We start from the raw sequence: 12,497 nt of genomic DNA on the forward strand, positions 1-12,497 counted from the left end.
CGCTTAAGGCAAACACTTAGCTTTTGGAGCCCCGATGCCCGAACCCACCCCGGACGAAGCCGCCCTCGTGACCGCCACGGCCGACCACATCCAGTCCATCGTCTCCCTCCTGCGCGAGCTGGACCTCGGCGAGACCCGGCCCGACCGGACGGGGGAAACCCATGCGGCCCTTTGAGCTTTCGCTGGCCGAGGCCTCGGCGGCCGTGCGCTCCCGCGAGCTGTCCCCGGTCGAGCTGCTCGATTCCGTGCTCACCCGCCTGACCGAGACCGAACCCCGCCTGAACGCCTACGTCACCGTGGACGCGGACCGCGCGCGGGCGGCGGCCGCCCGGGCCGAGCGCGAGATCGCGCGCAGCGGGGTGCGCGGGCCGTTGCACGGGATTCCCTTCGGGCTCAAGGACTTGATCGACGTCGCCGGGCTGCCCACCACGGCCGGCTCACGGGTCCGCGAGGGCCACCGGGCGGGCACCGACAGCGTCGTCGCGGCCCGGCTGGCGGCGGCGGGCGCGGTGCTGGTGGGCAAGACCCACACCCACGAGTTCGCCTTCGGCCTGATCACCCCGCAGACCGTGAACGCGCGGGCGGAAGGCCACATCGCCGGCGGCTCCAGCGGCGGTTCGGCCGTCGCCGTGGCGGCGGGCACCGCGGCCTTCGCCCTTGGCACCGACACCGGCGGCTCCATCCGGGTGCCCGCCGCGCTGAACGGCGTGGTCGGCCTCAAACCGACCTACGGCCTGGTGCCGCGCGACGGCGTGGTCCCGCTGTCGGGGTCGCTGGACCACGTCGGACCGCTGACCCGCACGGTCGAAGACGCCGCGCTGGTCCTGCCCGTGCTCACCGGCGAAGCGACTCCGCCGGCCGCGCGCGACCTCGCCGGCCTGCGCGTGGGCGTGCCCCGCAACCACTACTTCGAGCACGTCCACCCCGAGGTGGAAACCGTGGTGCGCCGGTCGATCGAGGGGCTGGCCGCGCTCGGCGCCCGGCTCGTCGAGGTGGAGGTGCCGATGGCGCGCTACTTCCAGGCGATCCAGTGGGGCCTGATGGTCCCCGAGGCCGCCGCCTACCACGAGCGCACGCTGCACGCCGTCCCCGAGCTGTACACGGCCGACGTCCGGGTCCTGCTGGAGGCCGGGCGGCGGCTGCCCGCCGGGGACCACCTGCGGGCCCGGCACGCGCAGGCCCTCCTGCGGGAGCGCTGGCTGCGCCTGCTGGACGAGGTCGACGTGCTCGCCGCCCCGGCCGTGCCGATGACCGCCGTGCCGACCGGGCAGGAGACCGTCACCTGGTCCGACGGCACGGCCGAGACCGTCTCCGACGCCTACGTCCGGCTGTCGGCGCCGGCCAACATCGCCGGAGTACCGGCCTTGACCGTGCCGGTCGGCGCCGACTCGGCCGGGCTGCCGGTCGGCCTGCAGCTGATGGGGCGGCCGCACGAGGAGGCGCTGCTCCTCCGGGCGGGGCAGGCGTGCGAACGCTCGATGGCCGTGGCGGGCGGTGGTGGTCTTAAGGTGGGGCCATGAGCCCCCAGCCGATGGCCCGTCCGGGTGGGCGCAGCGCCCGGGTCCAGGAGTCGGTGCACACCGCGGTCCGGGAAATCGAGGCCGAGTCGGGCCGCGCCGCGCTGACCGTCCCGCTGATCGCCACGCGGGCCGGCGTCACGCCCTCGACGATCTACCGCCGCTGGGGCGACCTTCGCGAACTGCTGGCCGACGTCGCGGTGCGGCGCCTGCGCCCCGACGGCCCGCCCGAAGACCGGGGCAGCTTCACGGACGACCTGGCGGCGTGGGCCGAGCAGTTCCTCGACGAGATGTCCTCACCCCCGGGCCGCGCCTACCTCCGCGACGCCCTGCTCGGCGATGAGAACGGCGACTCCGCCGGCCAGTGCTCGGCGTATGCGGCCGAGCAGGTCGAGACGATCCTCGCCCGGGCCGCCGCCCGCGGTGAGGCCGCACCGGACGTGGAGACGGTCCTCGACCACGTGGTGGCGCCGATGATGTACCGCATCCTGTTCCGCCCCGGCGCGCTCGACCACGCCTACGCCCGGCGGCTGCTGGCCGGCCTGCCCGGCTGAAGACCGTCCACTGAGGACGGTGTTACGCCCCCGCCCCCAGGTGCCCAGCGGCAGCGCGAGGACCGAAGTCAGCTCGAACCCGGCGTCCGCCAGCAGGGCGCGGCAGTGCGATTCGGCGCGCTCGCGGCCGCCCACGTTGCCCAGCATGTGGACGTCCCGGGCGACGGCCAGTGATCCGGCGGACACGGACCGGGTGAAGTCGCCCGGGACGAGGGTGCAGCGCCCGGCCACCGGGACCAGGATCGCTTCGGCCGCGGCCGAAGCGTGGGGGCTCTCCAGCAGGATGCCCCGCGCGGCCGAATTCATCACGAGCACAAGGGAAAGCAGCACCCCGCCGCTGCCGGCGACGTCGACCACCCGGACCAGGTCGGCGAACGCGGCGTTGCTGGCCGCCGTCGACTGGTGGAACAGCCCGGCCATGTGGACGCCGAACCCGCGCTCGTGCACGGCGTAGGTGACCGCCTCCAGGCTCGGTGCGCCTGCGCGAGCAGGGCCGGCCAGGCGACGCCGTGGTCCCGGGTGAACCGCCGGACCAGCGCGGGCGACAGGGCCGCGCGGGTCACGCCGTTGCTGCCGTCGCAGCCCACGAGGAACCACCCAGCGGCCTCACTGGCCCCGTCCTGGTCGCGGAACGCGACGGTGCCGGCCACTTCGATGCGGTGAGACCGTGCGAAACCGGGCCGGTGCCTGGCCAGGGACGCTCTCCTCGCCGTGCTCCAGGCGCGGGCCGAGTCCGCTGGTTCACCCAGCGTCCGGCGGCCATGGCCGCCCGCACCCACCCAAGCTCCACTGTGGACACGGGCTGACCCGGAGTTGACACGAACTACATTCGTAAGTAGAACAGTGTTCGTACAGGTCTTTCACCCAGAACGGAACCACCCATGCAGGCAGCGCGCTTCAGCCGGTTCGGCGGCCCGGAAGTCCTCGAACTCGTCGAGCTGCCGGACCCGGTCCCCGGCCCCGGCGAGGTCCGGGTCGCCGTGCGCGCCGCCGGGGTCAACGCGAGCGACTGGAAGAAGCGCCAGGGCCGGATGGACCAGGAGCTTCCGCAGACCCTGGGCTACGAGGCGGCGGGCGTGGTCGACCGGCTCGGCGAAGGGGTCACCGACGTCGCCGCCGGGGACCGCGTCTTCGGGTTCTCCGCGGGCGCCGCGCAGGCCGAGCTGACCGTGCTGGTTCACTACGCGCCGATCCCGCCCTCCCTCGGCTTCGCGGAGGCCGCCGCCCTGCCGGTCGCCGTCGAGACGGCCGCGCGGGCCCTCGATCAGCTCGGTGTCCAGGACGGGGAGACCCTGCTGGTCAACGGGGCCTCGGGCAGCATCGGCCGCACCGCCGTCCAGCTCGCGAGCGCCCGCGGGGCCCGGGTGATCGGCACCTGTGGCCCCGGTTCGCACGACCGGGTCCGCGCCCTCGGCGCCGAACCCGTCACCTACGGGGACGGCCTGGCCGAGCGGGTCCGCGGGCTCGCCGGTGGGGTCGACCGGGCGCTGGACGTGGCCGGCAGCGGCGTCCTGCCCGAGCTGATCGAGCTGGCCGCCGGACCGGAGCGGGTCCTCACGATCGCCGACTTCGCGGGCGCGCAGCGGTACGGCGTCCGGTTCAGCCGTGGCGACGGCGGACGCGCCCTCTACGCCCTGGGCCGGATCGGCGGGCTGGTCGAGTCCGGCCGGTTCGAAGTCCCGATCGGCCGGACCTTCGCACTGGCCGACATCGCCGAGGCCCACCGGGTCGGCGAAGCCGGGCAGGTGCGCGGGAAACTCATCCTGCTGGCCGGCTGAAACCCCCGAGGAGCACACCGTGAACCAGCACTTCCCCTATCCCCGGGTCAGCATCCTCGGCGCACTCGACCTGGAGCGCACCCCGTCCGGCGTCCGGCCGCGGCGGCTGCCGGCCTGGACCCGGCCGCGGCTGGCCGACGAACTGATGGAGCTGGTCGTCTCGCACGCGGCCGGGGTCCGGCTGCGCCTGCGCACGGCCGCGCAGTCACTGGCGCTGGACGTGCACGTCACCGTGCCGCGGCTGCCCGACGGGCTGGTGCCCGCGTCGTTCGACCTCGCCGTCGACGGCACGGTGCTCGCCCGGGTCCCGGCCACCGAAGGCGACGTGTTCAGCTTCACCAAGGACTTCTCCGAGGTCCGGCTGAGCCCCGGCCGCCCCGAGACGGTGCGGTTCGAAGACCTGCCCTCCGGGGAGAAGGACGTCGAAATCTGGCTGCCGCACGGCGCGGTGGTCGAGCTGCGCGGGCTGAGCGCCGACGCGCCGCTGCTCACCCCGGCCCCGGCGCCCGGTCCGGCTTGGGTGCACCACGGCTCCTCGATCAGCCACGGGCTGGAGGCGCCGGCCCCGACCCTGACCTGGCCGGCCCTCGCCGCGCTGGAGACCGGCGCGGCGCTGACCAACCTCGGCTTCTCCGGCAGCGCCGTGCTCGACCCGGAGGTGGCCCGCGCCATCCGGGACACCCCCGCCGACCTGGTCACGCTCAAGCTGGGGATCAACATCGTCGGCAAGGCGATGATGGTCGAGCGCACCTTCGTCCCGGCCGTGCACGGGTTCCTGGACACGATCCGCGAAGGCCACCCGGACGCGCGGATCGTGCTCGTGTCGCCGACCGCGTGCGCCGCGCCGGAGCGCCTCCCCCACGGACCCGGGGTGCTGACCCTGGAGGACGTCCGCTCGCTGCTGGCCAAGGTCGCGGGCGCCCGCGAAGACCCGGCGCTGCACTTCCTCGACGGCCACGAACTGCTCGGCCCGGCCGAGGCCGGGGCCCTGCCCGACGGCCTGCACCCGGACCCGGCCGCGCACCTGCGCATGGGCGAACGGGCCGCCCGGCTGCTGGTGGGCCCGCACCTGCCGACGGCCCGCTGAACCCGGCTCAGGGCCGGACGACCGACCACCCGCGGTCGAGCAGGCCGAAGATCAGGTCGATCCCCCCGGGCGCGTCGGGATACCGGCGCGCCACCCCGACCGCTTCGAGGGCGAACCGGGCGAGGGCGGCGCAGGTGACGTCGTCGGCCGCCACCCCCGCGTCGGCGGCGATCGCCTCAGCCAGCGCGGTCTCGTGCCGCAGCCACATCCGGTCGGCGTAGGCCCGCAGGGCCGGAGACTGCTCGACCAGGCTCCGGAACGCCGCGATCTCCGGCCGGGCGGGCCGGTCGGCCATCCGCAGCCGGAGGTGCTCGCGCAGGGCCGCGGGGACGGACCGGCCGCCGCGGTCGCGCACCGCGGCCACCAGCCCCGCTTCGACGTCGCCGTCGAGGTCGAAAACCAGGGCCTCCTTGCTGGGGAAGTGATTGAACAGCGTGGTCACCGAGACGTCCGCCGCCTCGGCCACCTCCTTGACGCTCACCGCGTCGTAGCCGCGGGCCTGGAACAGCTCCATCGCGGCGTCGGCCAGCACCCGGCGGGTCCGGGCCTTCTTGCGCTCCCGGCGCCCGGGCGGTTCGTCCACTCCCCCAGCTTAGCCGTAAAAGTGTAGTGCTCAAAGTTTTAAGTCGTTGCACTTTGTCCGGGGAGGTGCTTGCCTGGGGGTGCACCTCGAACCGGAAGGACCCGCTTCTCATGAACTCTCTCCGCATCGCGGTGATCGGAGCCGGGATCGGCGGCCTGGCCTGTGCCCGCGGTCTCCAGGCCGGCGGCCGCCCGGTGACCGTGTTCGAGCGCGAGGCTTCGGCGTCCGCGCGCTCGCAGGGCGGAGTGCTCGACCTGCACCAGCCCACCGGCCAGGCCGCGCTGCGGGCGATCGGCCTGCTCGGCCGGTTCCGCGAGCTGGCCCGCGCGGAGGCGCAAGAGCTGCGCCTGGTGGACCCGGTCACCGGTGCGCTGGTGCACCGGGAAGAGCCGGCCGAGGCGTACGCGCCCGAGATCGACCGCAGCCAGTTGCGCGCGCTGCTGCTGGAGTCGCTCTCCCCCGGCACGGTCCGCTGGGGACACTCTCCGGACACCGTCACCGCGCTGGACGATGGCACCGCGCGGGTGTCGTTCGCCGATGGCGCCACGGAAGACTTCGACCTCGTGATCGGGGCCGACGGGGCCTGGTCGCGCACCCGCCCAGCCGTCTCCTCCGCCCGCCCCGCCTACACCGGCACGACCCTGGTGGAGACGGTGCTCGAAGACCCCGGCACCCGCCACCCCGCGCTCGCGGCCCTGGTCGGCCCCGGCAGCATGGTCGCCGGCGCCGGCGAAACGATGCTGGGCGCCCAGCGCGACAGCGGCGGCCGCGTCCGGGTGTCCGCCGAATTCGACGGGGTTCCCCTCGGCTGGCTTTCCGCAGCCGACCCCGACACCGTGCGCGCCGACCTCCTGGCCCGCCTCGGCGGCTGGCACGACCGCCTGCTCGACCTCCTCCGCCACGCTGAAGGCGGGTTCGTCGTCCGCCCCGTTTACGTGCTGCCTCCAGGACACCGCTGGGACCACACCCCCGGCGTCACCCTCCTCGGCGACGCCGCGCACCTCCTGCCACCCCACGGCACCGGCGCGAACCTGGCCCTGCTCGACGGCAGCGACCTGGCCACCGCCATCACCACCCACGACGACCCCGACCAGGCCGCCCGCGCCTACGAGGACGTCATGTTCCCGCGCGCCGCCGCCGCAGCCGAGGCCGACGCCGAGATCGGCGCCCTGATGGCCGAGGACGCGGCCGCCAACGCCGGAACCGCCCGGGAACTGCTCAACGAGCGCATCCTCGGCCCGGCCGGCTGACCCCGAGCCGCGCGAGTGCCCCTACACCCGCCGAAACGGTCCCGGTGGGCGTCGGTGCGCACCCGGAGTTCGAGGCTCGGGGTCAGGGCTCGGGGTCCGCATCACCCGGTCGTCGCCGGTGCCGAAGCGGCGGCTGGGGCCGACCTGGTCGCCGCGGCGCCCAGGCCGGACACCGGGCGCACGGCGGCACCGGCCGGACCGTCGCGTTTGGACACCGGGAGGGCACATTTCGTGACGCCACCGGACAAGCACCGGACAACCGGGGCGGACCGGCCGGGCTGGTAAGGCAGCCGACCCGTGCCGGTCACCTCGCGTTGGCCCGGCGGTGGCTGGTCGTGCCTAGCGTCGGAGCGGAATCGATCCTCCCCGTAGACCCCTGGACGGCGGCCACCATGCGCTCGACCGAAAGCGACTCCTGCCCGGAGAACTCCTCCCCGGCGCCGGCGGGGCCGAACCGCCGGACCTTCCTCCGCACCGCCGGGCTGGCCGGGGTGGGGGCCACGGCGCTGGGCGCGCTCCCCGGTGCGCCCGCGTCAGCCGCCACCCCCGGCACCACCGATGCCGCAGCCAGTGCCACCGCCGGCGCCCCGGGCCGGTGGCCCGGCGGGACCGGCCGGTGGAACCCGGACCCGGACAGCCCGCAGTTCACCCTCGCCGTCATGCCGGACACCCAGTTCCTGTACTGGGGCAGCCAGAACAGCATCGCCCCGGAGCCGCAGGAGGCGTCGTTCCGCTACGTGATCGACCAGAGCGGCAACCCCGAGTGCAACATCGTCTTCCTGGCCCACCTCGGCGACCTGACGCAGGACGCGGACCCCACCTCGTTCGAAGCGGTCGGCCGGGCGTTCGAGGTGCTGGACGCCCACGACGTCGCCTACAGCGTGCTGGCCGGCAACCACGACGTGTCCGGCGACGACACCCGCGGCAGCACGCCGTACCTGAAGACCATGGGGCCCCAGCGGTTCCGGCGGTCGAAGTCGTTCCTCGGCGCGGACGCGAGCGGGTACAACACCGCGCACGTGTTCCGCGCCGCGGGCCGCGACTGGCTGCTGCTGGCGATGGACTGGCGGACCTCCGACGCCGGGTTCACCTGGGCCGACCAGGTGATCAAGGCCCACCCGAAGCTGCCGGTGATCCTCACCGCGCACGAGATCGTCGGCTCGACCTACGACGACGACCTCTACCCGTACGCCTCCGGCGACCCGGAGGACAACGCGGTGGTCACCGACTACGGCCGGCAGGTCTGGGACCGGCTGATCAAGGACAACGACCAGGTCTTCCTCACGCTGAACGGGCACTACTGGCCCTCCGGGCGGGTGACCAAGGCGAACTCGGCCGGCCACGACGTCCACCTGCACATCACGAACTACCAGAACCGCTACTTCGGCGGCGGCGGCATGCTGCGGCTCTACCACTTCGACCTGGAGCGCAACACGATCGACGTCGAGACCATCTCGCCGTGGATCCTCGCCCAGCGCCCGGCCGAGCGCAACCGCATGGCCGCGCTGGAATCACGGCTGACCACCCCGGTCGACCGCTTCTCCGTGCCGCTCGACTTCGACCGCCGGTTCGCGGGATTCCGGCCCGTGCCGGTCCGGCCCGCGCGCCCGGCGCCGGAGATGCTGGTACCCGGCACGCTCGCGTACTGGCGGTTCGACGGCGGCGCCGACGGCCGGCCGGTCCCCGGCGGGACGGTGGTGCGCGACCGGTCCGGGCGCGGCAACGACCTCACGCCGCAGAGCGTGCCGTGCACCGCGGCCGACGCGCTCACCTGGTCCGCCGACCACCACCCGGACCAGCCGGGCCACGCCAGCCTGCGGTTCACCGGCGGCCGCAACCCGCTGCACGGCGCGTACCTGGCCACCGGCGCGCAGGCGCCGCTGAACGCCGAAACCTTCCGGCGCGGCTACACGATCGAAGCGTTCGTGAAGATCCCGCTCGACTGGGACGCGAACGCCAACGGCTTCATGTCCGTGCTCAGCCGCGGGGGCCAGGCCGGTGACGCGGGCAAGCACGGCCGCAACACCGACCCGGCGGAGCCGGTGGCGCAGCTCAGCATCTCCAACAACGGCCGCGAGCCGCAGTTCAACTGCTACCCGCTGAACCAGGCCTCCCCCACCACCAACTGGGGCCACGGACTGCCCGAGGACACCTGGTGGCACCTGGCCGTGGTCAACGACGGCCGCCGCACCCGGCTGTACGTGGAGAGCTCCCCGGTGGCGGACAACCCGTCCACCGACTCGGCCGGGATCACCTCGCTCGGCCTGGCCTGGATGCTCGGCGGCCACTCCCACGGCGGCGCGGTCGACCAGGTCTTCCACGGCTGGGTCGGCGACGTCCGGATCGTCGGGCGGGCCCTGCGGCTCGAGGAGTTCATGACCGCCCGGTGAGCGGCGGCCGGGCCCTGGCCCGCCCTCACCCGGCGATCGTCCTCACCCGGCGATGGTCTCGCGGATCCAGCCGAGCTGCCCGGACACCTCGCCCGCGCCTGCGATGCGCTCGCGGTCGGAGGTGTCGAACACGCCGATCAGCGTGTCCGCCGCGGCGCCGGTGCCCATCACCGGGCCGCCGGAGTCGCCCCCGGCCGGGACCCCGGAAACGCTGATCATGCAGAAGTCCGTCCCGCCGCCGAACCCGTCGCAGCGCGGGTCGTCGGCGGGCAGCACCTTCAGGCTCGACTGCTTGAGCACGTCGGACTGGCAGGAGTTCTCGTCGCCGGTGCAGGTGGCGCCCCAGCCGTACTGACGCACGGCCCGGCCCGGGCGCACCGGCCCGGTGGCGGGCAGCTTCGCGGGCGTGACCCCGGCCATCGGCGGCACCTTGATCAGCATCATGTCGGCCACCGGGCTGCCCCGGCGGCTGCCCGCCACCGGGTGGACCACGGTGCCCCGGCGCTGGTCGAGGCGGCCCACGTGGAACTCGATGCGGGAATCCGCGATGTCCTGGGCCTGCTCGAAGAAGCAGTGCGAAGCGCTGATGATCCACTCGCGGCTGATCGCGGTCCCGGTGCACTCCCCCTTGCCGTCGACCAGCATCCGCACCGCCCACGGCCCGTGCGCGCTCACCGAGCCGCCGATCACGGCGGAGGCGGCGGGGGCCGGGGCGAGGGTGGCCAGGGCCACCAGCGGCAGCAGGAAGGTCAGGCGAGGCAGCTTCACGGGCGGGTCCTTGGCTCGGCGGCAGCGAAGGGCCGTCCGACCGGGAGCGACGGCCCACCCCGACGATGATGATCTTCGCCACCGGCCCGCGCAACCGCGGGACCGTCATCCTGCGCGAAGGGCCCCGGGGTCTCGCAGCCTCGCCGCCCGTTCTCGCCGGTCGAACGGGCCGAGACCGCCGCCGCCATCACGCTCGAGCACCACCCCGGGCGGGAACCGCTGCGCCAGCTCGGGCAGCGAGAGACCTCGCTCCACATCGGACACACTGCGCACATCAGGTGCGGCAAGGTCGCGGTCCGGCCCCAGCACCCCTCCCCGTTCACCGGATCGGCCGGGATGGCGGGAACCGGCCGGTGCTCGCCGTCACCGGGGGAAGCCGGAGGGTGATCGCCGGGCCACGGTCCGCGTCGGCGGGTCCGGGCGCACCGGCTACCATGACCGCCGATGATCAGGGATGCTTCCGTGCTGGCCCCGGCGCTGGCCCCGGCGCTGGCCCCGGCGCTGGCCGAGAGCTGGCTCGGCCGGACGGTGCGGCTGCGCGACATCCGTCCCGAGGACCGCCGTGGCCTGATCGGCTTCGACCGGGTCCCGGAAGGCCGCCCCGCCGCCGGGGGCTACCGGCACTGGGCCACCCACCGCGCCGACGTGACCGATCCCGGCGACGACCGCCACCTGGCCATCGAAACCCGGCACGGCCAGACCCTGGTCGGCTCGATCTGGCTGCAGGCCGACCCGGCTTCGGGCCGCTTCAGCTACGGCATCGGGATCGGCGCGCCCCACCGCCGCTGCGGTTACGCGGGCGACGCCGTCACCACCCTGCTCGGGTTCATGTTCGAGCAGCGCGGCTACCGCGAGTGCGAAGTCAGCGTGCACGGCCGCAACTTCGCCTCGCTCGCCCTGCACGCGCGGCTGGGCTTCCACGAACAGGGCCGCCCGCGCGACACCGAACTGTGGCCCGGCCAGGTCCGGTACCCGGTGCTGATGGCCATCACCGCCGACCATTTCGCCGCGCGCCGCCCGGCGTCGGCCGCCGCCCCCGGCCCGGCCCGGCCGTGGCGGGGCCGGCACTGGCGGACCCCCCGGCGCGGTCGCCACTGGCGCGCCGAACACCACTCCTGAAAGCTCGGACCGGCCAGCGCCCAACGGGAGCGGCGTCACGGGATCCCGCCCGAGGGCCGCGTTCAGCACGATCTCGGGCCGTCTCACACCGGATCGGCAGGTCCAGCGCGACGACGAACGGCCTCGCCCCGGCCGGGCACCCACGAAAGCGACAACGCGTCTCGTCAGCGCCGAACTCCTGGTGCCGGGCCGATTCGCGGCCGACCGGCCGGGACCGGGGTGATCGCGGCGTCGCGGGAAGCTCGGGCCCAGCTGTGCGGATCCTCCTGGTGACACGGATCGTGCACCCGGCGCCGAGCCCGGGCTTCAGGAGCGGCCGACCGCGCGCTGGGGCTCGCCGCTGTAGGTGCTGGACGGGCGGATCAGGCTGTTCGCCGCGAGCTGCTCGGTGATGTGCGCGGTCCAGCCGGTGATCCGCGCGGCCACGAAGATCGGCGTGAACACCGGGGTGTCGAAGCCCATCAGGTGGTAGGCCGGGCCCGCCGGGTAGTCCAGGTTCGGGTGCAGGCCCTTCGCCGCGTACATCGCCCGGGCCAGTGCTTCGTACCGGTCGAGCAGTTCGTGGCCCCCGCGCAGTTCGGCCACCTCCTGCAGCGCCCGGCGCATGGCCGGAACGCGCGAATCGCCCTTCTTGTACACGCGGTGCCCGAAACCCATGATCTTGCGCCGATCGGAAAGCGCTTTCTCCAGCCACGCCCCGGCCTGCCCGGCCGAGCCGATCTCCTCGAACGCGGCCATCACCGCCTCGTTGGCCCCGCCGTGCAGCGGCCCCTTGAGCGCGCCGATCGCGGCGGTGACGGCGCTGTAGAGGTCCGACAGGGTCGAGGTGACCACCCGCGAGGTGAAAGTGGACGCGTTGAAGCTGTGCTCGGCGTAGAGCACCAGCGAGGTTTCGAAGGCGCGGACGATCACCGGCTCCGGGACTTCGCCGAGGGTCAGGTACAGGAAGTTCTCCGCGTACCCGAGGTCTTCGCGCGGTGCGAGCGGGCGCAGGCCGCGGCGGCGCCGCTGGGTGAGCGCCACCACCGAGGGCAGCACGGCGAACAGCCGCAATGCCTTGGCCTGATTGGCTTCGGGTGAGTTGTCGTCCTCACTCGGGTCGTGGGCGCCGAGGATGCTGACCGCGGTGCGCAGCGTGTCCATCGGGTGCGCGGAGCCGGGCAGCGCGAGCAGGGTCGTCACCAGTTCGGGCGGCAGTCCGCGCTGGGCCCGCTCCCGCTCGTTCTGCCCGGCCAGCTCGGCCGGGTCCGGGAGCTGGCCGTGCCAGAGCAGGTAGGCCACTTCTTCGAAGCTGCAGTGCGCGGCCAGCTCCGGCACCGGGTAGCCGCGGTAGGTCAGCGAGTTGGTGTCCGGGTTGACCATGGAGACCGCAGTGGTGTCGACGACGACCCCGTCGAGTCCTTTGTGGATGGTAGGTGCAGACATGATGGCCCCCTGGGTCGAGTTCGGGC

Annotated in this window: 12 protein-coding genes; 9 read left to right on the plus strand and 3 right to left on the minus strand. The window is 74.1% G+C overall.

Annotated elements, in window-relative coordinates:
* Positions 1 to 34: 34 nt before the first annotated feature.
* The 6 genes from NYF13_RS20055 to NYF13_RS20080 all read left to right on the plus strand — a co-directional run bounded on the left by NYF13_RS20055 (position 35) and on the right by NYF13_RS20080 (position 4,936).
* On the plus strand, positions 35 to 175 hold the full coding sequence (locus NYF13_RS20055) for a hypothetical protein (RefSeq protein ID WP_315658777.1): 141 nt from the start codon (positions 35 to 37) through the stop codon (positions 173 to 175).
* The gene (locus NYF13_RS20060; protein WP_315658779.1) at positions 162 to 1,520 is read left to right on the plus strand and encodes an amidase; all 1,359 of its coding nucleotides are present in this window, start codon (positions 162 to 164) and stop codon (positions 1,518 to 1,520) included. Before NYF13_RS20055 ends, NYF13_RS20060 begins: the two co-directional genes overlap by 14 nt.
* Entirely contained in the window at positions 1,517 to 2,071 is a 555-nt protein-coding gene (locus tag NYF13_RS20065; protein ID WP_315658780.1) for a TetR/AcrR family transcriptional regulator, read from the plus strand. The genes NYF13_RS20060 and NYF13_RS20065 overlap by 4 nt, the downstream gene beginning before the upstream one ends.
* Before the next feature lie 145 nt (positions 2,072 to 2,216).
* Complete coding sequence (locus NYF13_RS20070; protein ID WP_315658781.1) at positions 2,217 to 2,525, plus strand: hypothetical protein; 309 nt, start codon at positions 2,217 to 2,219, stop codon at positions 2,523 to 2,525.
* Positions 2,526 to 2,952: 427 nt separating this feature from the next.
* The gene (locus NYF13_RS20075) at positions 2,953 to 3,849 is read left to right on the plus strand and encodes an NADP-dependent oxidoreductase (RefSeq protein WP_315658782.1); all 897 of its coding nucleotides are present in this window, start codon (positions 2,953 to 2,955) and stop codon (positions 3,847 to 3,849) included.
* A 19-nt stretch (positions 3,850 to 3,868) separates the two neighbouring features.
* Complete coding sequence (locus NYF13_RS20080) at positions 3,869 to 4,936, plus strand: GDSL-type esterase/lipase family protein (RefSeq protein ID WP_315658783.1); 1,068 nt, start codon at positions 3,869 to 3,871, stop codon at positions 4,934 to 4,936.
* 7 nt (positions 4,937 to 4,943) lie between these two features.
* Here NYF13_RS20080 and NYF13_RS20085 read toward each other — a convergent pair whose 3' ends face one another.
* Positions 4,944 to 5,519, minus strand: a complete 576-nt coding sequence (locus tag NYF13_RS20085; RefSeq protein WP_315658784.1) for a TetR/AcrR family transcriptional regulator — start codon at positions 5,517 to 5,519, stop codon at positions 4,944 to 4,946.
* A gap of 110 nt (positions 5,520 to 5,629) precedes the next feature.
* Here NYF13_RS20085 and NYF13_RS20090 point away from each other — a divergent pair, with 110 nt between their 5' ends.
* Positions 5,630 to 6,769, plus strand: a complete 1,140-nt coding sequence (locus tag NYF13_RS20090) for an NAD(P)/FAD-dependent oxidoreductase (protein ID WP_315658786.1) — start codon at positions 5,630 to 5,632, stop codon at positions 6,767 to 6,769.
* Positions 6,770 to 7,161: 392 nt separating this feature from the next.
* On the plus strand, positions 7,162 to 9,159 hold the full coding sequence (locus NYF13_RS20095; RefSeq protein WP_315658787.1) for a LamG-like jellyroll fold domain-containing protein: 1,998 nt from the start codon (positions 7,162 to 7,164) through the stop codon (positions 9,157 to 9,159).
* 42 nt (positions 9,160 to 9,201) lie between these two features.
* Here the strand turns inward: NYF13_RS20095 and NYF13_RS20100 are convergent, their stop codons facing one another.
* On the minus strand, positions 9,202 to 9,927 hold the full coding sequence (locus tag NYF13_RS20100; RefSeq protein WP_315658789.1) for a trypsin-like serine protease: 726 nt from the start codon (positions 9,925 to 9,927) through the stop codon (positions 9,202 to 9,204).
* A gap of 528 nt (positions 9,928 to 10,455) precedes the next feature.
* Here NYF13_RS20100 and NYF13_RS20105 point away from each other — a divergent pair.
* Entirely contained in the window at positions 10,456 to 11,046 is a 591-nt protein-coding gene (locus NYF13_RS20105) for a GNAT family N-acetyltransferase (RefSeq protein WP_315660372.1), read from the plus strand.
* A 306-nt stretch (positions 11,047 to 11,352) separates the two neighbouring features.
* On the opposite strand, the gene NYF13_RS20110 is transcribed toward NYF13_RS20105, so the two are convergent.
* Entirely contained in the window at positions 11,353 to 12,471 is a 1,119-nt protein-coding gene (locus NYF13_RS20110; RefSeq protein ID WP_315658790.1) for a bifunctional 2-methylcitrate synthase/citrate synthase, read from the minus strand.
* Between the last annotated feature and the right edge of the window lie 26 nt (positions 12,472 to 12,497).

The sequence above is a fragment of the Amycolatopsis sp. PS_44_ISF1 genome (assembly GCF_032335455.1).
Lineage (GTDB): Bacteria > Actinomycetota > Actinomycetes > Mycobacteriales > Pseudonocardiaceae > Amycolatopsis.